This window comes from Herpetosiphon giganteus, assembly GCF_016907925.1.
Taxonomy (GTDB): Bacteria; Chloroflexota; Chloroflexia; order Chloroflexales; family Herpetosiphonaceae; genus Herpetosiphon; species Herpetosiphon giganteus.
Window position 1 is genome coordinate 79564 of record NZ_JAFBCZ010000016.1, and the last position, 22749, is coordinate 102312.

Annotated in this window: 19 protein-coding genes; 7 read left to right on the plus strand and 12 right to left on the minus strand. The window is 51.6% G+C overall.

The features are described from left to right. Positions 1 to 196: 196 nt before the first annotated feature. From JOD20_RS15305 to JOD20_RS15315, 3 genes are all read left to right on the plus strand, one after another. The gene (locus JOD20_RS15305) at positions 197 to 1051 is read left to right on the plus strand and encodes a 3-hydroxyacyl-CoA dehydrogenase family protein (protein ID WP_204756104.1); all 855 of its coding nucleotides are present in this window, start codon (positions 197 to 199) and stop codon (positions 1049 to 1051) included. Positions 1052 to 1222: 171 nt separating this feature from the next. Next, positions 1223 to 2008: an enoyl-CoA hydratase/isomerase family protein gene (locus tag JOD20_RS15310; RefSeq protein ID WP_204756105.1), complete on the plus strand. Its 786-nt coding sequence runs from the start codon at positions 1223 to 1225 to the stop codon at positions 2006 to 2008. 80 nt (positions 2009 to 2088) lie between these two features. Then, complete coding sequence (locus tag JOD20_RS15315) at positions 2089 to 2598, plus strand: DinB family protein (RefSeq protein WP_204756106.1); 510 nt, start codon at positions 2089 to 2091, stop codon at positions 2596 to 2598. A gap of 50 nt (positions 2599 to 2648) precedes the next feature. On the opposite strand, the gene guaB is transcribed toward JOD20_RS15315, so the two are convergent. From guaB to JOD20_RS15330, 3 genes are all read right to left on the minus strand, one after another. Then, positions 2649 to 4127 (minus strand): IMP dehydrogenase, encoded by a 1479-nt coding sequence (gene guaB, locus JOD20_RS15320; protein WP_204756107.1) that lies wholly within the window; start codon positions 4125 to 4127, stop codon positions 2649 to 2651. Between the two features lie 207 nt (positions 4128 to 4334). Next, positions 4335 to 6098, minus strand: coding sequence for an LCP family protein (locus tag JOD20_RS15325; protein ID WP_204756108.1), 1764 nt, complete (start codon positions 6096 to 6098; stop codon positions 4335 to 4337). A gap of 8 nt (positions 6099 to 6106) precedes the next feature. Then, the gene (locus JOD20_RS15330; RefSeq protein ID WP_204756109.1) at positions 6107 to 6859 is read right to left on the minus strand and encodes an alpha/beta hydrolase; all 753 of its coding nucleotides are present in this window, start codon (positions 6857 to 6859) and stop codon (positions 6107 to 6109) included. Between the two features lie 75 nt (positions 6860 to 6934). Between JOD20_RS15330 and JOD20_RS15335 the strand changes: the two genes are divergently transcribed. Both JOD20_RS15335 and tsaD read left to right on the plus strand, forming a co-directional pair. Beyond that, entirely contained in the window at positions 6935 to 7165 is a 231-nt protein-coding gene (locus JOD20_RS15335; RefSeq protein ID WP_204756110.1) for a hypothetical protein, read from the plus strand. A gap of 122 nt (positions 7166 to 7287) precedes the next feature. Further along, on the plus strand, positions 7288 to 8352 hold the full coding sequence (gene tsaD / locus JOD20_RS15340; protein ID WP_054533691.1) for a tRNA (adenosine(37)-N6)-threonylcarbamoyltransferase complex transferase subunit TsaD: 1065 nt from the start codon (positions 7288 to 7290) through the stop codon (positions 8350 to 8352). A 172-nt stretch (positions 8353 to 8524) separates the two neighbouring features. Here tsaD and mutM read toward each other — a convergent pair whose 3' ends face one another. From mutM to JOD20_RS15375, 7 genes are all read right to left on the minus strand, one after another. After that, positions 8525 to 9346 (minus strand): bifunctional DNA-formamidopyrimidine glycosylase/DNA-(apurinic or apyrimidinic site) lyase, encoded by an 822-nt coding sequence (gene mutM / locus JOD20_RS15345; protein ID WP_204756111.1) that lies wholly within the window; start codon positions 9344 to 9346, stop codon positions 8525 to 8527. Between the two features lie 58 nt (positions 9347 to 9404). Beyond that, a complete protein-coding gene (locus JOD20_RS15350) occupies positions 9405 to 11642 on the minus strand; it encodes a DUF5719 family protein (RefSeq protein WP_204756112.1) in 2238 nt (745 codons plus the stop codon). Positions 11643 to 11742: 100 nt separating this feature from the next. Further along, positions 11743 to 13782 (minus strand): putative glycoside hydrolase, encoded by a 2040-nt coding sequence (locus JOD20_RS15355; protein WP_239583886.1) that lies wholly within the window; start codon positions 13780 to 13782, stop codon positions 11743 to 11745. A gap of 137 nt (positions 13783 to 13919) precedes the next feature. Then, on the minus strand, positions 13920 to 15803 hold the full coding sequence (locus tag JOD20_RS15360) for an APC family permease (protein ID WP_204756114.1): 1884 nt from the start codon (positions 15801 to 15803) through the stop codon (positions 13920 to 13922). Positions 15804 to 16230: 427 nt separating this feature from the next. Continuing rightward, complete coding sequence (locus JOD20_RS15365; RefSeq protein WP_204756115.1) at positions 16231 to 18189, minus strand: APC family permease; 1959 nt, start codon at positions 18187 to 18189, stop codon at positions 16231 to 16233. Between the two features lie 148 nt (positions 18190 to 18337). Next, a complete protein-coding gene (locus JOD20_RS15370) occupies positions 18338 to 18817 on the minus strand; it encodes a DUF456 domain-containing protein (protein ID WP_204756116.1) in 480 nt (159 codons plus the stop codon). 3 nt (positions 18818 to 18820) lie between these two features. Next, positions 18821 to 20461 carry a S8 family serine peptidase gene (locus JOD20_RS15375; RefSeq protein ID WP_204756117.1) on the minus strand — a complete coding sequence of 547 codons (1641 nt, stop codon included), beginning with the start codon at positions 20459 to 20461 and terminating at the stop codon, positions 18821 to 18823. 47 nt (positions 20462 to 20508) lie between these two features. Between JOD20_RS15375 and JOD20_RS15380 the strand changes: the two genes are divergently transcribed. Further along, the gene (locus JOD20_RS15380) at positions 20509 to 20919 is read left to right on the plus strand and encodes a hypothetical protein (protein ID WP_204756118.1); all 411 of its coding nucleotides are present in this window, start codon (positions 20509 to 20511) and stop codon (positions 20917 to 20919) included. 43 nt (positions 20920 to 20962) lie between these two features. On the opposite strand, the gene JOD20_RS15385 is transcribed toward JOD20_RS15380, so the two are convergent. Continuing rightward, entirely contained in the window at positions 20963 to 21829 is an 867-nt protein-coding gene (locus JOD20_RS15385; protein ID WP_204756119.1) for a metallophosphoesterase family protein, read from the minus strand. Continuing rightward, positions 21829 to 21984: a hypothetical protein gene (locus JOD20_RS15390; protein ID WP_204756120.1), complete on the minus strand. Its 156-nt coding sequence runs from the start codon at positions 21982 to 21984 to the stop codon at positions 21829 to 21831. Before JOD20_RS15390 ends, JOD20_RS15385 begins: the two co-directional genes overlap by 1 nt. Before the next feature lie 80 nt (positions 21985 to 22064). On the opposite strand from JOD20_RS15390, the gene JOD20_RS15395 reads away from it, so the two are divergent. Beyond that, complete coding sequence (locus JOD20_RS15395; protein ID WP_204756121.1) at positions 22065 to 22598, plus strand: GNAT family N-acetyltransferase; 534 nt, start codon at positions 22065 to 22067, stop codon at positions 22596 to 22598. Positions 22599 to 22749 lie beyond the last annotated feature (151 nt).

A 22749-nucleotide genomic window follows, 5' to 3' on the forward strand; every position in this document is an offset into this window, starting at 1 on the left:
CGAAGTATAATTCTTTTCGCCACGAATTGCTCGAACAATTCTCCAATAGCCAACAGCCTATAGCCCATAGCCTAAAACATGCTCCCTGATTTCATCCTTCATAATTCATCCTTCATAATTCCATGTGACGCACTGCATTCTAAGTCGGCTATAATAGCGCCAATAGATTGCTTGTTGTAGCACAAGGAGATGATCGATGGCGATCACAAAAGTCGGGGTACTTGGCTGTGGCTTGATGGGCGCGGGCATTGCCCAAGTTGCCGCCCAAGCAGGCTTCACGACGGTTGTGCGGGAAGTTAATCAAGCTGTGTTGGATAAAGGCTTGGCTCGCATCAACGCCATTTTGGACAAGGATGTGGGCAAAGGTAAGCTTAGTGCCGCCGACCGCGATGCAAGCCTAGCCCGTTTGCATGGCACCACCAGCTTCGACGATTTGGCTGATTGTGATTTGATTATTGAGGCGATTGTTGAGCAGTTGCCAGCCAAACGCGAAGTCTTTACTGCGCTTGATGCATTGTGTCCCCCCAGCACGATTTTTGTTTCCAATACTTCATCACTAACAATTATGGAAATGGCAGCAGTCACCAAGCGCCCTGATCGCTTTGCTGGCTTGCACTTCTTCAATCCTGTGCCAGTTATGAAATTGGTCGAGATTGTGCGCGCGCTGACGACCTCCGATGAAACAATTGCCGCATTGCACGAATTTACCCGCGCCTTGGGCAAAACTCCAATCGATACCAGTGACACCACCGGCTTTATTGTCAATCGTTTGCTTGTGCCGTTTTTGCTCGATGCAGTGCGCCTGCTCGAAAGCGGGGTTGCTACGCGCGAAGATATTGACGAGGGCATGAAACTGGGCTGTGGGCATCCGATGGGGCCATTAACCTTGCTCGATTTTGTGGGCATTGATACGGTCTACTCGATTGCCAATATTATGTTTGATGAATTTCGCGAGCCACGTTTTGCCCCACCACCATTGCTGCGGCGCATGATGCTGGCAGGTCACTTCGGGCGCAAATCGGGCCAAGGCTTTTATAAGTATGAGGGATGAAGGATGAATCACTTAATTCATCCTTCATTTCTATGAATTTGTTTGATCTTTCACTGGATTCTGCGCATTTTCGACTCATAAATCGTGCGAGATGAGCAATATTCTAGTAATGTTTGATCCAAACTTCATCCCTCATCCTTCATAATTCATACTTACAGACAGGGGATTTCTATGGCGTTTGAAAATATTGTATTTGAAATTAACGAACAGGTTGCGGTTATAACGGTCAATCGGCCTAAGGCCTTGAATGCCTTAAACAGCGCAACGATTCGCGAATTGGGCCAAGCCGTCGATCAATTGGCCCAAGATTCCGGTGTTCGCGCCTTGATTATTACTGGGGCTGGCGAAAAAGCCTTCGTTGCTGGCGCTGATATTAGCGAAGTCAACAGCATCGAAAGCTCATTGCAAGGCAGCCAAATGTCGGAAGCGTTGCACGATGTATTGTGGAAACTTGGCGAATTGCCGCAAGTTACGATTGCCGCAATCAACGGTTTTGCGCTTGGTGGCGGCTTTGAGCTTGCCTTGGGCTGCGATATTCGGCTAGCTAGCGAACAAGCGCAAGTTGGCTTGCCCGAAGTTGGTTTAGGTTTGGTGCCTGGCTGGGGTGGCGCATTGCGGGTGCAACGCTTGGCTGGCACTGGCGTGGCCAAATATTTGGTGCTGACTGGCGAGCGCATTCCAGCCAGTGAAGCCCAGCGGCTTGGCTTGATTGAAAAAATTGTGCCGGCAGCAGAATTGCTCGACGAAGCCCATAAACTGGCGGCCAAGGTTGCCAAAAATGCGCCATTGGCCACAGCCTTAGCCAAACGCTTGATTAATCGTGGCGCTGAAATGAGCCTACGCGATGCAATTGCCTACGAAAATGGCATTTTTGGCCAACTCTGCGTGACCGAAGATGTTAAAGAAGGCACAAGCGCATTCTTGGAAAAACGTGCTGCCAAATGGCAAGGCAAATAGCGCAAACTCCGCCAAAAGATGGAGTTAATCCAGCAGCGATTTGGCTATAATGGAACAGACGTTCTATTATGGGAGTGTGTATGCAAAACCCTACTGTCGAATCCATGATCGCGAAACTCGATGCTGATCGGGCGGCGAATCAAGCCAAATTTGGCGAGCTTGACCCAAATGCCTTGGTCTATGCTAATGGCCCTTGGACGGTCACCAATATCATTAGCCATCTGACTATTTGGGAAGAAGAGTTTTTGAAGGGGTTGCAGGCCCATCAGGCAGGCCAAAGCTACCTGACCGAAATGCCAGATTTGGAAGGCGACGATGCAGGGCTGAATGCTTTCAATGGTCGCACGGTTGGCGAACGCAAGCACCTGAGCTACGAAGAAGCGCTCGATCAATGGACAACAGTGCGCCAGCAAATCAAGGATACATTGGCAAGCTTTACTCCTGAACAAATCGCAGCGCCAATGGTTGCGCCTTGGGGTGGCGAGGCAGCTTCACCAGTTGCCCAAACTGGTGGGTGTATCTGGCACGAAGGCCATCATTTAAAAGAAACTTTGGCTGCTGTTGGCAACGATAGCGCCCAAGTTGGCTAAAAATAGCAGCCCTGCTTCTTTATAATCGGAAGCAGGGCTGTTTGCGAAATCTAGCCGCGGCGTTCGTAGTTTGGTGCTTCGTTGGTAATTGTCACATCGTGCGGGTGGCTTTCGGCCAAGCCTGCTGGCGAAATCCGTGAGAAGCGCGCGTTTTTGCGCAGTTCATCAACATTATGTGCCCCAACGTAGCCCATGCCTGAGCGCAAGCCGCCAACCAATTGATAAATCGTATCGGCGAGCGCGCCTTTGTAGGGAACCATGCCTTCGATCCCTTCGGCGACTAGTTTGCGGGCAGGCTGATTGCTTTGGAAATAGCGATCGCTGCTACCTTGTTGCATCGCGCCAATCGAACCCATGCCGCGATAGGATTTGAACGAGCGCCCTTGGTAGAGAATCATCTCGCCTGGCGATTCGTCGGTTCCTGCCAATAAGCCACCGAGCATAACCGTGTGCGCGCCAGCGGCCAAGGCTTTGGCTACATCACCGCTATACTTGATACCACCATCGGCGATGATTGGCACGCCTGCTTCTTCAGCTGCTTTTACACACTCCATCACTGCCGTAACTTGGGCCATCCCCGCACCAGATACCACCCGAGTGGTACAAATTGAGCCGGGCCCTTGCCCGACCTTCACCGCATCAGCACCGTGTTCAATCAGGGCGCGTGCACCTTCGCCGGTGCTAACATTCCCGCCAATGATTTGCAGGTCGGGATATTGTTGTTTGATGCGGGCAATCGCATCGAGCACTGCTTTGGAATGGCCGTGAGCGGTATCGACTGCAATCACATCAACGCCTGCCTCGACCAATAACTTTACGCGCTCTAATTCGCTTGGTGAAGCGCCAACCGCAGCGCCAACCCGTAAACGGCCAAACGCGTCTTTGGTGGCGGCGGGATGTTCGATCTGCTTTTGAATATCCTTGACAGTGATTAAGCCAGTGAGTTTGCCATGTTCATCGACAACCAAAACCTTTTCGATTCGGTGTTGGTGCAAGGCTTGTTTAGCTTGATCGAGGGTTGTGCCAACAGGCACGGTCACAAGTTCTTCGCTGGTCATCAATTCGCTGATTTTGCGCATGGGGTCGGTTTCAAAGCGCAAATCGCGGTTGGTGAGTATGCCAACCAATTCGCCAGCAGCACTGGTAATCGGCACCCCTGAAATATGGTAATCGCTCATCAGTTCCCAAGCCTCGCCGATGGTTTGTTCGGGGCGCAAGGTAATTGGGTCGGTAATCATGCCACTTTCTGAGCGCTTGACCCGCCGCACCAAATCTGCTTGTTGGGCAGGAGCCATATTTTTGTGAATAATGCCAAGGCCACCTTCGCGAGCAAGCGCAATCGCCATGCGATCCTCAGTCACCGTGTCCATCGCAGACGAGACAACTGGAATATTCAAACGAATCTCGCGGGTTAGCCACGTGCTAACGTCGATTTGCGAGGGCAAGACATCAGAGTAGGCTGGAATCAGCAGCACATCATCATAGGTCAGCCCTTCAAACGCGAACTTAGCACTCCAATCGATTGGCATGGGGTTATCCTCCTTGGGATATATGAAAAGCTCACCGCAGCATGCAGTGAGCCATCCGACGCACAACGCTGCGTCATCCTTCAGTTGTCCGATTGCCGATACAATGGGCCTATTATAGCACCATCGTGAGCATGCTTTGCCACGGCGGCGCATAATGTTCAGCTAAACCATTAAGGCGCAGGTTAGATTCCTGCGCCTTGGTAAAACTTAGGGCGTGCGCCAACTCTCGTCGTAATCGCGGCCAAGTAGCAGCACCAAGGCCGGCTTGCCCTTTGGTTGTTCGGGCGCGGGGCTGGTTTTGCTGACCACAATGATGTTGCGACTGTTGATGCCCAATTCGGCGGCTAGTTGCTCGCGCAGCTCTTTATGATTGCCAAAATCGATAATTTTGGTGGTGTCGTAGACGGTTGAAGCCGTTGACGAGGTGAGCAATTGATATTCGCGATTTTCAAGATGGGTCGCAACATCGCCCGCCAACCCGCTAATTTGGGCCCCATTGATCACTTCGATGCTCAAGTTATCGTCTGATGGTGTGTTTGAGCTACCATCAACTGGGCTGTTGGTATCGGGAATCGGCGAGGTCAACAGTTCGTTGACGGTGGCATTGATGCTTGATTGATCCCAAATTGGTACATATTGAGCTGCATCAATATAGCCTGCGACGGCGCTAGTATCCCATTTGACGCTCTTGATTCGACCATTGGCGATGTCGGTGCCAAGCCCAGCCAGCGCACGCAAATTACCAAGATCGGTAATCGGCAGGTCGGTGTAGAACGAGCCTTTGAGTTGTTCGCTGAGGCTGTTCAATGAATCAATTTGATCAAACAAGCCTTTGTCTTTGAGGGTTTGCACGAATGCTCGAATCACATCTTGCTGGCGGCGTGAGCGGCCATAATCGGCATCTTGATGGCGCGAGCGAGCATAGCGCAAGGCTGTCGTGCCATCCATGTGCTGCAAACCAGCAGGAATATACAGCCGAATAACCCCATAATCATCGTCATCGGTTGGGTACGACGCATCCCAAAGCGGGCGTTGCACATTGATTGTGATGCCACCAACTGCATCAACAATTTTACGAAAGCCCTTGAAATCAACTTGGGCGACATAATCGATGTTGAGGTTGAGCATATTGGCGACGGTATCGCGGGTTAGGGCCATGCCTTCGGTTGAAGGATTGGCCATTTTTTTCTCGATTCCACGTTTATAGCCCAATTCGTAGGCGGCGTTGATCCGTTGTGAGCAGGTGCCAGGCTCATCATAGCCTGGAATTTCGGCGCAACTATCGCGAGGAATTGAAACCATGCTGGCCCATTTTTGCGCTGGATCAACGTGCAACACGATGATCGTATCGGTGCGAGCTTCGGTATCATTTTCGCGTAAATCGACCCCAATCAACAACAAGTTAAAGGGATCTTTGACAATATCGGGGGTCGCGAGTGGCTGGTTTGGTGGCGAATTTTGATTATTTGGATTCTCAACCACATTGCGCTCTGGCGTTGGAATGGTGACCAACATATCGCTAGTAGCACCCTTGACCTTGAGATAGCCCCAAAGAGCTGTACCGCCACCAACCAAGACCACAGCCAGCAAGATGCCAAGCGCAATCATGCCACAGCCAGCGCCGCGCGAGGTGGTCTTGACTGGGGGCTGTTTGTGTTTGGGTGGCAAAGGCCGTGAGGTTGGGCCTGCGCCAACTGCCGATTGAACTGCCTTGGGTACGCGCACATAGGCTCCCTCGTGCTCGGCGCGGGGAACCGTGCGCGCCCGTGGGCGAGCAGGAGCCGCTTGGTTGTTCAACAGCAATTCATTCATTAACGCTGCATCGTTAGGGTTGGAACTGGCCTTGCTTTTTGGGCGCGAGCGCGTGGGCAAGGGCGTGGTAGCTTGACTACTAACATGCTCAGCATCGAGCGATAGATCGTTGGCTGACCCGTTGGTCGATTCCTCAGGCGTATCGGTTTTTGCAGGCATGCAGCTAACTACTCCTTGTTTGTTGATGATTGATATTGCGCACGATGATGCAGCACGAAGTGTTCAACCGCATCTAAAACTGCTGGCGATTCGCCATCGCGGAGCATTTCGTGGCCACTTTTATCGAACCAGATTAATTGTTTATCGACTGAGCCGACTTGGCGGTAGATTGCTTCGGCAGCAGCAGTTGGAATTGTACGATCTTGATGTGAATGAATGATTAAAATTGGCGCAGTAATTCGTGGCAATTGTTGTTCCACGACTTTGGCATAGCGCCATAATGAAACAAACGCCGGAGCGGGAAAGCGCCGATAATTGCCATGTTGGCGACCTGTCTCTTTATCGTACCAGCCAGCGCCCATATCGCGATTTTCGTCGCCCCACATGCCCAGCATTGGCGCAACATAACGCGCCCGATCGGCATGTTTGTAGTGAAAGCGCATAGCTGCGGCCACGCTGACCACGCCAAGTACCTCGTCGCGATGGGCGGCAGCCAGATGGTTGGCAACCAAGCCGCCCATCGAAAGCCCAATTAAAATAACTTTATCGACCTCGCGGCGTAAATCGCGAAAGGCTGCGTTGGCATCAGCATACCAATCGTGCCAGGTCACGCCTTGCAAATCTTCGGGCAAGGTGCCATGACCACGCAAATAGGGCATGCGATAGGGAATATTATGCGGAATTAAACGGCTTGGCACGCGATTGACTGAATCGGCGCATGACGTAAAGCCGTGTAAAATTAAACAACCAACAGTTGACATGAATACTATTCTTTCTTACACCGTGCTGCCACTTTTGGTATAATGCGACAGCAGATCATTCAACGGAGAACCGTAATGGGCATTAAAGAGTTTTTTGTGGCATTTCGCGATGCCATCGATGGCGAATATGATCGGCGGGTTAAAGCCGCCAGCGAAGTCCGTGAATATAACATTGGTGGCCATGGCCATCATGATCATCATGATGCAGACCACGGCCATGAGCATCAAGATGCAACCAATCAAGACGCTCACGATACCGAAGTCGTTGTGGATAGCCACGCTGGGGAAGCCACTTCACAGCACTAAACGCACGACAGCACCCCAAAAACGGGGTGTTGTCGTTTTTATCCACTCGTATCATGCCATAGCCACGGCACAGCGTCAATCCAACGCAACTGACAGCTAGGTGAAATAGAACGTAGGAATCCATGTCACATCAATTGCCCCCAGGCTTTACGATTTTAGCGATTGAAACATCGTGCGATGAAACCGCTGCCGCAGTGATTCGCGATGGTCGCGAGATTGTGGCCAATAGCGTTGCTTCGCAGATCGATATTCATCAGCGGTATGGTGGTGTTGTGCCCGAAGTGGCCTCACGCCAGCATATTTTAACCATTACTCCGGTGATCAATACGGTGCTGGCCCAAGTGCCTGGTGGTTGGAGCGCAATCAACGCGATTGCCACAACCTATGGTCCAGGTTTGGCAGGAGCTTTATTAACGGGCATCAACACCGCCAAAGCAATTGCGTGGTCGCGCAATTTGCCGTTTATCGGGGTCAATCACTTAGAAGGCCATATTTATGCTTCGTGGTTGCATACGGCCAAAGAATTGGCTTATCAAGCACCCGAATTTCCGTGTGTGGCCTTGATTGTTTCTGGCGGCCACACAGCGCTTGTGCTGCTCAACGATCATGGCGATTATCGCTTGCTTGGGCAAACCCGCGATGATGCGGTGGGCGAGGCCTTCGATAAAGTTGCCCGCATTATGGGCTTGGGCTATCCTGGTGGCCCGCAAATGGAGAAAGTTGCCCGTGGGGTTAACCCTGGTGCGCTCAAATTGCCGCGCGCTTGGTTGCGCGGAACCTACGATTGGAGCTTTAGCGGCTTGAAAACCGCTGTGCTGAACGTGGTCAACGATCGTTTGGGCGAGCGCATGGAGAAAGTCAAATTGGCAGAGGTTGACCCTGCGTTTACCGCCCAACTTGCTGCCGCCTTCCAAGATTCGGCGGTTGATGTGTTGGTGCAAAAGACGGTTGCCGCCGCCCGCGAATACAAAGCCAAAACGATTATTTTGGCTGGTGGAGTTGCCGCTAATACCGCCTTGCGCGAACGGCTCAGTGCTACCGCCAAGCCAATTCCGGTGGCCTACCCGCCAATTTGGCTCTGCACCGATAACGCCGCCATGATCGGCGCTGCCGCCTATTATCGCTATCAGGCAGGCCTGCAACAAGATTGGTCGCTCGATGCCACGCCGAGCCTCAAGCTGATTTAGCAGGGGCCAGAGGTCAGGGGTTAGGGGCCAGTTTTAACCGCGAAGAACACGAAGATTCACGAAGATATAAATTAACGCAGAGGCGCAGAGCAAATACTTTCTCTGCGCCTCTGCGTTAACCATAGAACTTCTGTACTCGTTGCTTAAACCTTATGTTCTATGCTCTTTGTTCTTAAACCTGGCAAACAGGACAAAGATGGGTTGCGCGTTGCCCCACGACGATGCGCTCGATCGGCGTGCCACAGCGGCGACATGGCTCGCCAGTGCGGCCATAAGCCTCCAGATGATATTGATTTTCGCCGCTTGCACCATAGGCATCGCGATAATTGACTAAGGTTGTGCCGCGATGCTCAATCGAGTTGCGCAGCACAATTTTTATGGCCTCGAAAAGCGCCGCAACTTCGGCTGGATTGAGGCTTTTGGCCGTCCGCAAGGGGTGAATTTTGGCCAACCACAACGCTTCATCTGCATAGATATTGCCAACGCCAGCCAACACACTTTGATCAAGCAAGGTTGGCTTGATTTTGGTGGCTTTACGTTGCAAGCGCTGGCTAAAATCGGCTAGCGTAAAATCGTCGCCCAATGGCTCTGGCCCCAAGCGTTGGTTCAGTTCGGCCACACCACTGCGATCAACCAAGCTCCAGCGGCCAAATTTGCGTGGATCGTGAAAGCGCAACTCGCGGCCATTATCCAACTCGACGACCACATGGGTATGTTTGTCAGTTGGATGATCGGCGGCGACAACCAACATTTGCCCAGTCATGCGCAGATGCACAATCAAGGTTTCGTGGTTATCCAGCTCGAGCAGCAAGTATTTGGCGCGGCGTAGCACCTGCTGAATTTGGCGTTGGGCGATGGCTTCGGCAAACAGCTCAGGGCTGTGCGTATTGACAATTTTGGGCCAACCAAGGCTGCGTAAGGCGACAAAGCGCCGCCCGACCAACTCTTGCTCAAGCGAACGGCGAACAGTTTCGACTTCTGGTAATTCTGGCATAAGCGTTTGTTTCTAAAATAAATAACCGGATTGCATAGACAATCCGGTTGTTTGCTGATTAACGTTCGGGTGTGCCAAGCGCGCTATGGCCACCGCCGCCGCTGGTATTGTCGATCAAAATTGTGCGTTCGGCAACGACTGGCAAATTCGAGGCAACCGTAATGGTGTGCGATTGCAAGTTCGGGTCAATCGTATCGAGCAAAATCGAGATGCGACCTGTGCGCGGAATGGTATATTCAACGACTTGGGTCGTGCCATCATCTTTGCCAAGCGTAACCGTGACTTGGGCTGGGCGTTGATTTGGGTTGAGCACCAGCAAAAATTCGGTGGCTGGGTCGGCGGTGCGACCTTCAGCAAAGTGCCAAACATAATCTGGCTCAGCAGCGCCCATGCTGTTGGTGGCGCTATTGCCACCATTGAAATAGCTGGTGCGTTCGGCCACAATCGGCTGGCTTGAGGTCAACATCGTGCCAACTCCTTGCGGCGAGGGCACAATTTCGCGCATATCAACATCGAGCCGCGCCAAGGCTGGCACTTGATAGCGGCGGGTGAAGGTCGAGCCTTCCTCAGTCATAAAGGTGGTGGTAATTGCCGCCGAAACCGGATTTGGATTGAGCAAGGCCAAGGTGGTGACAAATGGGTCAAGGGTTGCACCTTCAGCAAAATACCAGGTATTTGATGGTGCAATCGCCCCTTTGGTCAAGAACCCGCCGCCCTTGGTTGGGCCAACCAACACCGTGCGTTCGGCTGCAATCGGGGCAGTTGCCGCGACCCGCAGGCCAAAAGCTTTGGGATTGTTGTTGCTCAAATCGACTTGGGTGCGGGTAAATGGTTGCAGCAACACTTGGCGCGTGGCGGTAATGCCATCGGTTGGCATTATCAGCAAGTTGGCCACAACTTCGCTTGGCTGTGGATTGTAGAGCGACAGCAAGCTTGTGCGATCGTTCGTGCCATCGCCTTCAGCAAAATACCACGTGCGGCTCCAGCGGCTAATGCCCGATTCGCCCAATGCATCATTGGCAAACAACATCGTGCGATCGCCGACGATTGCTTGGTTTGAGCTAACTTCGATTGGCAAGTTGAAGGTATCGCTGAAAATTTCGTTGGCGATAATATTGACCCGTTGGCCTGGTTGAATTTCGTATTCGCGGCGCACGGCATTGGTTTGGCCGGGCAAGAAGGTGACGATCGTGCGCGCAACTTGGCTTGATGGATTGAACAACATAATCCGCTCGTTGTAATCGCGGGTGTTGCTTTCAACAAAGGTCAGCCGTTTGCGCACGGTCAATTGGTCAGCTGTGCGGCGAATCGATTCAGCTTGCTCAACATCCAAGCCGCCAAGCACGGTTAATGTTTGCGGTAAGCGATAGGCTTCGCTAATCCAAGCGATAATTTGGCCCAAGCCAGTGCGCGCTGCATCGGTTAATTCGCCAAGCAAGGCTAAGCGAATCGTGCCATTGCTGGCTGGAAAGCCGTTGCGCCCAGCATAGACATTGCCAGCTTGATCGACCACAAATTGATAGGGTAGATCCGAGCCGCCTTCTGCTTGGGCGGCTGCTTGCAAGGCCCGCAACATGGTTGGCGGATCGGCTTGGTTATTGAGCGGCAAACTGACCAATTCGATGCGCCGAGGCCGTGAAGGCAACAAATTGGGAATGCCAGGCAATGCGCCCCAGCTGGTGCGGCTAATCACTTGTGGTGGGCGAGTGAATGTTGTGCCGCCAAAGGCAGCAGGCGCACGATTAAGCTGGTCGGTCAGGCTTGGGCCGCTGCTGGTATCGAGAAAGCGCCAAGCGATGGCTTGCAAACTTGGTGCGGCAGGTTGGGTGGTACTGGCAAAATCAACCTGATATTGCAGCCAGCGTGAACCGGCCTCGACCCCAATTGGCCCCAGCAATTGCTCGCCCTCAGCCAAAATTTGGGCTACATTCAGAGTTTGCCATTCGCGCCATTCGGTGCCATTGGCGCTGGTGCGTAGCTTGAGGCTAAGGCTAGTGCCAACTGGCAAATCAAAATTCCAATGTGCTGAAACTGCATTCCAAACAAATGGAACCTCATGGGCAACCGATGTGAAAGTACCCTGCGTTGCAGTTTGATCGAGCCGCAACTCGCCATCGCTATTATTGGTCACTAACAAGCCTTCGAGCGTGCCAGCCTGCCAATCGGCGACCGATGTTTGGGCAAAGGTGGCAGTTTGCACCTTGCTCGCGGGGCTGGTCTGGGCATTCGCTCGCCAAGCCACGCCACTGAGCACCAGCGATAATCCAACTGCTGCCATGAAAAACGTACGGCGCATAGGTACCTCGTCGATACAGGAAAATTAAGGACTATAGGCTATAGGCACAGTTACAAGCAGCAACTGTGGCCTATAGCCCTTAATTTTTGATGATGGTTAATTAATCAAGCCACTCTGGGTCGTAATAGTTGGCAGCATTCCAGAGAATCCAGCCATAGGTGCCTTCGACCTCGGCGACAGCTTGCATTTGAGCGCGAACTTCGGTGCGCCCATAGCTCGTGACTGGATTGAGCCAGGTTGCGGTGAAGGCTTGCAGCCAAGGCCGTTGGACTGCATATTTGCCTTCCATGCGCTTTTGGCCCTTCTCGATGCTATCTTTGACGATCTCGTATGGATGCGCATCGGCGTTATCGAAGCCCAACTCATTACGATCGTAGTGCGAAGGATAGACCATTGCACAGACATAATCGGTATGATCGGCCATAATTTCAAGGCTTTGGCCAATTTCCCACATGTTGCGCCAAGTAGCATAGCCAAACACGTCGATTGAGAAGAATGCGCCTGCGCCGTTGATGTCGCCATGGGCACGCTTGAGCACATCGCCAATCGCTTCATACATCACTTCAGGATTATTTTCTGGGTCAATTGGCTGCGAGAAAATCAAATTGCTAGTGCTGCCATCCGATGGGAAGCGAATATAATCGAATTGTACTTCATCAAAGCCATAATCGGCAATTTCTTTGGCAACGCCAACATTATACTCGGTGACGTTCTGATTGAATGGATCAAGCCACTTAAGCCCGCCATCATCTTCCCATACGCCGCCAGTGACGCGGCTTTGGGCAGCCCATTCAGGGTGGGCATCGGCCAAGCTATTATCGCGCATCACTGCCATCCGGCCAATTAAGTAGATATTGCGTTTGCGGGCTTCAGCCACAATCCATTCCATATCCAAATAATCAACCGCAGTGTCGGCTTCGATCACCAATGGATTTTTGGAAATGTAGCCAACCATACCAACTTCGCCAGCAATATCGAGCTTGATGTCAAGCACAATCGCATTCACTTCGGTTTGATCAACCAGATCAAACAATTCGGTTAATGCAGATTTCGATGAGCCAGTGGCGGCGGTAATGTAAATTGCTTTGGCAACAAATTCTTCTGCTTCAAGATCAGCGGTGAACTTGCCATCGCTCAGCGCCGTCCATGCCTTGCGATAGCCAGGTGAGAGCACCTGAATTTGAGCATTTTCGGGAACGCCAGTTAATTCATAGGTTCCATCGGGCTTGAGCCGCGTCATTGTAACAGCAGTGCCCGTGTAAGGATAGGTTTCGTCTGCGCCTTCAAATGGCTTGACCATCGCGATAACTGTGCCCTTGGTCAGCGGCTTGCCAGTTTCGCTATTAACGACTGAGCCGCGCACCGTTGAAGGTCGCAACACAACATCCAACGAGGCTGCTTGGGGCAATTCCAAGGTTTGGCTGCTATAGTCGGTGGCGCTAAACACCACTGGCGCATTCAAATCGATGTTCTTCACGATATAGCGACCTTCGGCATCGCTTTGAGCAGTGGCGCTGCCAACCTGCACGGTGGCTCCGCTGACTGGTTTTTGGCTATATTTGTCGCTGATGATGCCGCTTAAGCTGGTTGGGCGCAACGACACATCATAGCTGGTTTGCTTTTCAAGGGTTGCGGTGGCGCTGGTGTAATCGCTCGCTGCAATCACAACTTCGGCTTTTTCATCAACATTGGTTAATTTGTAGCGGCCATCGGTGCCACTGGTGGCTTGGCTGCTGCCAGCCTTGACCGTCACGCCGGCGACAGGTTGTTGTGAGTATTGATCGAGCACAACCCCGCTAATCGTATTGGGCCGAATCGTCAGATTAACTTCTACCGGCGTTTGCTCGTTGACTGGGGTTTTATCGGCCAAGCTAAGCGTGGCTGAGCTATAATCGCTGGCTTGAACCAATAACGAATTGGTGGTTTCCCATTCATTAATCGTCCATTTGCCAGCATCATCAGTTGTTGCGCTTGCTTCGCCAACTTGAACGGTTACTCCAGCAACGGGCTTTTGGGTATAGCTATCTGTTACAATTCCCGTCAGTGGCGGATTGCTGCTGCCACAGGCGGCAAGGACCAACGCAACAGCGCCAAACAGACCTGCTGTTAGGCGGCGCTTGGTTTGACTCACAAAATACATCACTTCTGACCTTCCTAAGCTTGTGGTGGGTGTCGGTTTAGACGGCGGTAATCATACGTTGCCCATCATTGCCTGTCAAGAAAAAACGCCCGACTGTTGAGGCAGTTCGAGCGTTTTTTGATTAAGAGTTGCTAAGTTTAACGTTCAAGATGATACGGTACGCTAATGACGATTTTATTGCGCCGGAATAACAGTGCGCCTTTCAAGAAGAAGGCAGTTTGATTATGCAAGGCATATTCCCAAATTCGCGCCGGAATAAATTCGGGCAAAATGATGGTTAGAATGTCATCATGGCGCTCTGCTTCAATCCGATCAACATAGCGCAAAATTGGGCGTAATAACGATCGATATTTAGATATTTCAATATCTAAGGGCACATCTGGCTCCCAGTTTTGCCAACGCTCTTGCAAGCGAGCCGTTTTTTCGTGCTCATGCTCAAATTCAATATATAAGGCGCGAACCTTGCCTGGTGCAATCGATTTGGCATATTCGAGGGCCTTAACCGTGCCACGATGCAATGATGAAACCAATACAATCACATTATTTTCTAAAGCTGCTGGTTTACTAAACCCTTCTAAGGAAAGTTGTTTTGCCACGCCTTTATAGTGGCGATTGATCGCCATAAAGATCAACACCAACACTGGAATACAAATTACGACCAGCCATGCGCCTTCTTTGAATTTGGTCGTGCCATTGATAATTAACACGATGCCTGTGGCGATTGCCCCAAAAAAATTAACAACTAAATTAAGTTGCCAACCCTTGCTCTTGAGCCGCAACCAGCGCAAGACCATGCCCGATTGTGAGAGTGTGAACGAAAGGAACACCCCAACCGCATACAAGGGAATCAAATTGGTGACTGAGCCATCGAAGCCAATCACCAACAGCGCCGCCGCTACCGAAAGAAAAATAACCCCATTTGAAAAGACTAAGCGGTCGCCCAACGATGAGAATTGGCGTGGCAAAAAGCCGTCACGCGCTAGCAACGACATCAAACGGGGAAAATCGGCGTAGCTCGTATTGGCGGCAACCAGCAAAATCGCTGCCGTCGAGATTTGGAGCATGCCATGCATGACTTTGGGAAAGCCTGTTTCCGTTCCGGTGGTCCGACCCCAAATGCCACGCCCAATTTGCGAAATCACGGTTTCGTTGAATTGCGGGCGTGCGCCGTATTTGTGGGCAAACCAGGTTATGCCTGCGAACATAACCAAAAGCAAACCCGACATCCAAACCATGGTCACGCGGGCATTGTGTGGCTCTGGTTTGCGAAAAGCTGGCACACCATTCGAGATCGCCTCAACCCCAGTGAGCGCCGAACAGCCAGAGGCAAACGCTCCCATTAGTAAAAACGCGGTTATCCCTTCGTTGCCCAAGGGCGAGAAGCTCTGTTCATGCGGCCCCATCAGGCTATCCGAAAGCACCAACGGCTGAATCGTACCAGTCAGTTGTTTGTAAAAGCCATAGCCAAGCGTTAGCAAAATGATCGTGACAAAGAAATAGGTTGGCAGCGAAAAAATCGCCCCCGATTCGCGAATGCCACGCAAATTGGCTAGCGTCAGCAGCACAATCCCAATAATACAAATTTCAATTCGATATTCGCGGAGTGGCTCCACCAGCGAGATCAATTGCGAAACGCCAGATGAGATCGATACGGCTACCGTCAGAATGTAGTCAATTAACAATGCACCGCCAGCAATCAAACCAGCGAGTGTGCCGAGATTATCCGAGGCCACGATATACGAGCCGCCACCACTGGGATAGGCGGTAATAGTTTGGCGATACGAAATGGTGACGATCATCAGCAACACAGCGATTCCAATTCCCAGCCAGAGCGAGGTGCTGAATGCAATCACGCCAGCTGGCACAAGGTGAACCAGCATTTCTTCGGTGGCATAGGCAACCGATGAGAGCGCATCGGACGAAAAGACTGCCAGCGCGGTTTTTTTATCCAGCCGCTCATGCGATTGGGCAGCAGTTTCTAACGGATTCCCCACTAAAACCCGCTTTAATTGCGTCAACATGGAAAAACTCCTTGGCGTTTCCTCGAATTGAGGTTTTGTTATTCAATTAAATTTGAACAAATGTTCTGTATCAAAGGTCGCAATCAAGCAGACTCAAGCAGGAGATCGATCAATCCAGCTTAAAGAAGCGCTTAGTTGGAGCGTTATGGTTGCAGATTTAGTTTAGGCGTGTGGGGGAGAATGGGGCGAGTGCCGTGCTTGTTGGGAGCAATACGGTAAGCCGACATTGGTTAAGTTGGATTGGTGTAGCTGAAAGCGCATACCCGTTTCCGTTTGCATAAAAAAACCGCCCAATCAAATTTAGTTATGTCGGCGGCGAACATAGGCTTGATTATAGTACACTCAAGGTTTTTGTCAATGAGATTTGTTAACGAATATGAACTAACAATAAGCGGGCTTGAACTGAATCAAGCCCGCCGATCGAGTGTTATGCAGGATTTTTGACCACAATATCTTCAGGGCTACCAGGCAGCGCATGCAAATGATAGGGCACGCTAATCACCACCACATCTTCATATTTGCGCAATGCGAGCAAGAGCATCACAGCTGTTTGGTTGTGCAGCGCCTTGGCAAGCGTCGAATCGGGCACAAACTCTGGAATAACCACCGTAATCAAATCGCTTGGAAACTCTTTGCTATTCACTTGGTCGACATAATCAACCAGTGGCGTGAGATAATCGCGGTAGTCGGTGTGCAAGAAGACCAATTTGGCCTTGCCCAACACCTCATCCCACTGTTCCCAGCGTTTGCGAGTTTTGGCTTCTTCTTCGTCGCTGCCAACCACCTGCACCACCCGCACATCGTCGGTTAGTTTCAAGGCATATTTGATGGCGCGCAACGAGCCACGGTGAATGCTGCCAACTGGCACAATTGCCACATCAGCAGGCGAGCGCAAATCGCTAGGTTGCAGGCCAGTCAAACTTAAATTGGTCGCAACATGGTCATAGTGTTTTTTGATCGTGCGGAACAACAGCATAATCAAAGGCAAGGCCAGAATAATCAGCCATGCGCCTTCGGTAAATTTGGTGACGGTCAACACCACCAAAACCACTGCCGTCAAACCAACCCCAATCATACTTGGAATCCGTTTGAGCTTGTAGTTTGGCTCGTAGTGCAAGGTTGTGATGCCCGTATTGAGGCTTTCGCCTGGTTTGAGTTTGGCAACTTTGCGCCACATCACAATCATGCCTGCTTGCGAAAGCGTAAACGACAGGAACACGCCAATTGCATACAGTGGCAACAGATGATGTTCTTCGCCGCCGAACACTGCCAGCAAGAGCGACGAAAGGAAGGCCAGCGCGATCACCCCTGAGCTATAGACCAAGCGGCTGCCCAAGCGCGAAAGCCAGCGTGGCAAGAAGCCGTCATTCGACAAAAACGCGGCGATCCGTGGGAAGTCGGCATAGGCGGTGTTGGCTGCTAGGATCAAAATAAACATTGTGGTAAATTGAACCCAGTAGTAGAGAAAACCGCTGCCAACAACCGTGCGGGTCATCTGCGAAAGCACGCTCTCGCCGCCTTCATGCAAAATCGTAATTGGAATATGGGTGGCGATAAAGCTAATCCCGATGAACAAGGTCATGGCCATAATAGCCATGGCGCGCATCGTGATAATCGCATTTTTGGGGGCGGGATTTTTGAAGGCCTGCACCCCGTCGCTGATTGCTTCAATCCCAGTCAAGGCAGTACACCCGCCAGCAAAGGCCCGCAGCACCAGCCAAATAAAGCCGAAGTTATCGAGGCCTGAGCGTGCAGCTTCATCGGTGGCAACGCTGCGTGGTGGCAATGGCTCGCCAAAAATGCCAAAGTAGCGGGCCAAACCAACCGCCAGCACCAGAAAGACCCCAATCACAAAGGCATAGGTAGGGATTGCGAAGATGGTGCCGCTTTCGCGCAAACCACGCAAATTGAGCCACGTAATTAATAGAATAATCCCAATTCCAATTAACACGCGGTGTTCATGGAAAAAGGCAACATCGGGAAAGGCCGAAGAAATTGCTTTGACCCCTGCCGAAACCGAAACCGCCACCGTTAGCACATAATCACTAAGAATCGAAGCACCTGCCAACCATGAAGCTGTGCGACCGAGGTTATCCTTACTGACCATATATGCGCCACCGCCCATCGGGTAGTGGTGGATGGTTTGGTTGTAGCTCAGTACCACCAACAGCACCAAGGCTGCAATCCCGATTGCAATTGGTAAGGTGTAACTCAAGGCAGCGGCGCTGATCAAAATCAACACCCGCATAATTGCTTCGGTGGCATAGGCATTGGAGCTAATGGGGTCGGATGCAAAGACTGCCAATCCGCGAATGTTGTCGAGCCGTTCGTGATGGGCACTACTGCTGGGGAACGGCTTCCCGATGAGTAGCTGTTTGATATTCATGGTTGATGTCCTTTCAAAGTGGATTGACAGCCCTTGCCACTTCGTTGATTCGCTCTAAAATGCGCCACTGGTTTTGCCAGAAGCGGCAAAACTGTGACGCATTCTTCTGTCAGCGTTAGACTATACGTTGGTTTTAGCCTAGGGTTGCTTAACCGGTTATCACGCGCACCAAAAAGATCGTAACCATTACGAGGCCAAGTGAAACTTGTATTGCAATGCTTACGAGCCAATTTTTGATGGTACGCCATGAAACATCAAGCACGAATTTACCATCGCGCCAGCGTTGCCACTCTGGCAATAATGCCCCTATGATCGAACCAATCAACATGCCTGGAATGTTCAGGATGAATAGGCCAATAATACCACCAATCATACTAAAGATGGTAGCCCAAATTGAGGCCCCGCCCCGGCGTTGCCCCAAAGCACCAACCCAAATATCACTGGTCATAGCAATCAGCGCAATCACGCCTAAAACCGCCAAGGTTCCCCAGCCCACCACCACAAATTCAGTCATGGAGGCATAGAGCAACGCTCCAAGCCAAATTAGGGCTGAGCCTGGTAAGATTGGCAAAATAACCACGCTGACCAAACCCAAGAACATAATCAACAATGCAAGTGCTAGTTCCAAATTTTAGCCCTCAAAACGTAAGTGCGTCTGCCCAACTTCGATCACATCGCCAGGTCGAACCAATTGGCGGCCTTGAACCGGAATGCCATTGATTTTTGTGCCATGGCTGCTGCCCGCATCTTCAATTTCAATGCCACGCGGATCGCGATAGAGAATCGTATGCCGCCGCGAAACAGTACTATCGCCACTAATTGCTATATCTAAGCCAGCTTCGCGGCCAATAAAGACCTGATTTTCGCGTAGCAAATAGAACTTGTTCACTTCGGCTCCTCGCACAACCGTCAATTTGCCCCATGCTGGCCCACCAGCGGCTGGTGCTGCGCTTGGCGGTGCGTAGCTTTGGTTCAATGGTGGCGTTGATCCGACGATCGGTTGCGAGGCAAGGTTGCGTTGATCATACATTGGTTGTTGTTGGAAGGCTTGATCATACTGAATTGGCGGCGGCGGCGCGAACCCCCCAGCAGGAATTGCGCCTGGGCGCGAGTTTTGTTTGCGGCGGCGCACCAAAAATACCGTCAAGCCACCCAAAACCACCAACATCACCGCGCTAAAACCAAGCAGCTTGATCAAGTTGGATTTGCCTTCGGGGCCACCAACCGCCGCTGCACTGCCCTTAATTGGCCCACCAAGCGCGTTACAGGCATTAATTCGGCCTGTACCAAGGTTGCTTGGCTCGAAATAGGTTACTGGGCCATAGCGCTTGATTGGATTTTGCGCCGAAATGTCATCGGCAGTTTTTTCAATTTCGGCCCGCACTTGGTCGGCGTTCCAATCGGGGTGTTGGGCAAACAGCAAGGCCGCTAAACCAGCAACAACGGGTGTGGCCTGTGATGTGCCGCTCATTTGGTCGTAGTTTTTGTTGAAGCGCTCTTCGGCGGGCAAATCTCTGGTCATGTAGACATCGTAGGTCGGCATGGTTGAGTAGATACCTGCACCTGGAGCAGAAACCGAAATCCAGTTGCCATAATTCGAGAAGTCGGTTTTGCGATCTTCGGGGTCGGTTGCGGCCACAACCATCGCAAATTCTTCGACTCCAAAGGCAAAGTTGGGCAAGGGCACAAACGAATTACCAGCGGCGATAATCACCAGCACGCCAGCAGCATCAGCTTCTTGAATGGCGGCAACAATATCTTCGCTATCAAGCGGCAACATCGAACCAAGGCTCATATTGATGATCTGGACATTTTTGCTGACGGCATAGCGAATGCCAGCAATAATATCTTGATTGCTGCCAGAACCATCGGCGGCCATCACCCGAATGGGCAAAATGCGCGTGCCACCGCCAGCAACCCCTGCAATTCCTTTGCTATTGTTGATTGTGGCAGCAATAATGCCTGAAACGTGAGTGCCGTGGCCATTCTCATCGGACGGATCGTCATCGCCATCGACTGCATCAAAGCCGTCGGTGCGCAAAATATCGACCAAATCGGGGTGATTCATATCAACGCCAGAGTCGATGACGGCCACAGTCACATCGGAACTGCCTGTCAGATGCTCCCATGCGCAGGTTAGGCCAAGCTGGCGAATAACCCATTGTTTATTGGCATCGGGGTCGTTGGGTGGGCTGGTTAAGGGATTTTGGGCAGCGACGGGGGTGCCGACCAGCAAAATCAAACAAAAAACAAGTGCAATGCGACGGCTCATGATATAATCGCCTCCTGACAAACACTCAGCACGCTGGAGGATTCCCCATGCGTTTCAAACAGTTGCTTATAGGCTGCCTTTTGCTAACACTCACAGCCTGTGGTGGCGATGATACCGCACCCGTCAACCAAGTCAAGGCATTTGTTGCAGCAACTGAAGAACGGAATGTTGATCGGATGGTCGCATTGATGGTGCCCGAGATGCGGCGTGATGCTGGTTGGCAGCTACGACAGGTCATGCCACGAATCAAATCTATCGATTATCAAAATGATCAATATACGCTCGAAAAGATCGAAGATGGCCGCGCGTATGTCCAAATTAATGGCACATTGGTCGGGCAGATGGACGATGGTGCAGCGATTAATTATCCCGCCAACCAATTAGTCGAACTTGTTGAGCAAGATGATGGCACGTGGCTGGTCGCGAATAGTGGCTTTGAAGTTCCAAGCCAACCTTAAATTGAAAATGGAACGAGCGCTGAAACTTCAGCGCTCGTTTGGTTTAGGCGTTTGGTTCAACAATTTCAAGCACTGCTTCGTTCAATGGCAGGGCATACACGCCTGCTGAGCGCCGTGGAAATTGGTGTTGGCTGACGGGCAAGAAGCGTGCTGCATCTTCCAAATATAAATATTGGGTAATAACGGTGCGCATTTGCTCGATTTCTAGCACGTTGAAGGCGTTTTTACCGCGATACCACCGCCGCCCACGCCGCGAGGTGGCTGTGCCTGCTTGCACAATCACCGTGCCTTGGCGCAAATCGGGGTCGAATTCCAGCGTGTTGCCGATGTACGAGGCATGGGTGTGGCCACATAACACCAGTTCAACATTGCTGCGATCGAAGGTTTTGAGCGCTGCCGCTGCATTCTGAATCACATCGCGGGTTTCGCCTGGCGGCATAACCGGATGATGATGCATAATCACAATTTTACATAAGCTGTCAGGATAGCGCGCCAAGGTACGATCAAGTTGCCGCAATTGTTGGTCGGTCAATTTGCCGCCATCGACTGTGAACGAGCGGGTCGTGTTGACCCCAACCGCCACAAAATCTTCATTGCCCCAAACTGGCTCTAAAATTGGCGAGATATATTTTTTGTAGTAATAATTGGGCCGTAGCATGCGATAGAGCGCGTTATACAGCGGCACATCGTGATTGCCCATGACCGCAATGGTTGGTTGAGGCAATTGGGCAATAAAATCACGAATGGTCAGCCATTGGCTTTTAATATCGGCCCGCTGCACAAAATCGCCAGACAACACCGTTAACGTTGGCTTGATTTGCCAAGCAGCCTCAAGAATTTGTTTGGCTTTTTCGGGGTTGAACGGTGGGCCTGCGTGCAAATCGGAAAGGTGTAGAATGCGCGATGCCATTAAGCAACTTCCTCGCCTTCGCTGGCTGGCGTGGCTGCTGGTTTGGCTTGGGCCAATGGCTTACCGCGTGCGGCCTGAGTTAATTGATAGGCTACCGCCACTACTCCTGCAAGCATTATCACAAGCATCGTTAATTTGATCAGCAAAAGCAGCATATCCACCTCAAGTTGTATAGAAAGAATTCGCGCTTATTGTACCATGGTGGCGTTTGATTGCTACCTGTGGAGATAGCCGAATGCTGATTGCAACTGAGCGTGGCGAGATAACCTTGCGCACTGCCCAAACCGAGGACTGGCCCGAATTCAAGCGCTTGCGCTTGCAAGCCTTGCAACAACACCCCAGCTTTTTTGGCTCGGATTTCGCCGAAAGCGCCGCCCAGCCCGATAGCCATTGGCAAGAACGCATTGCCAATCTGAACCCTGCCACGCAGCAAATTTTTGTGACGCTGCATGAAGCGCAGCTGGTGGCAACGGTTGGCATTCGGCGCGAAAGTGGAGTCAAATCGAGCCATCAAGCGACCATTTGGGGCGTGTATACCGACCCTGCGTGGCGTGGCTATGGTCTCAGCCGCCAGCTTTTTGCCATGGCCGAGGCTTGGGCTTGGCAACAATCGGTGGCAATTATTCGCCTGATGGTTCATGTTGCCAATACCAGCGCAATTCAGCTCTATAGCCGCTGTGGCTATAGCGTCTATGGAGTCGAACAAATGGCCATTTATTACGATGGCGTGTATCACGATGAGTTGTTGATGGCGAAAAAGAGAGCATAAAGCGCAGAACAAAGAGCATAGAACATAGAGCAGTTGCGCTCAAACCGCATAATCAAAGCCCCTCGCCCGCGTGCAGTGGGCGAGGGGAGCACTGGATTCGTGGTTCCCCCTCGCCTCGCTGGCGGGAGCGGGGGCTAGGGGGTGAGGGGGG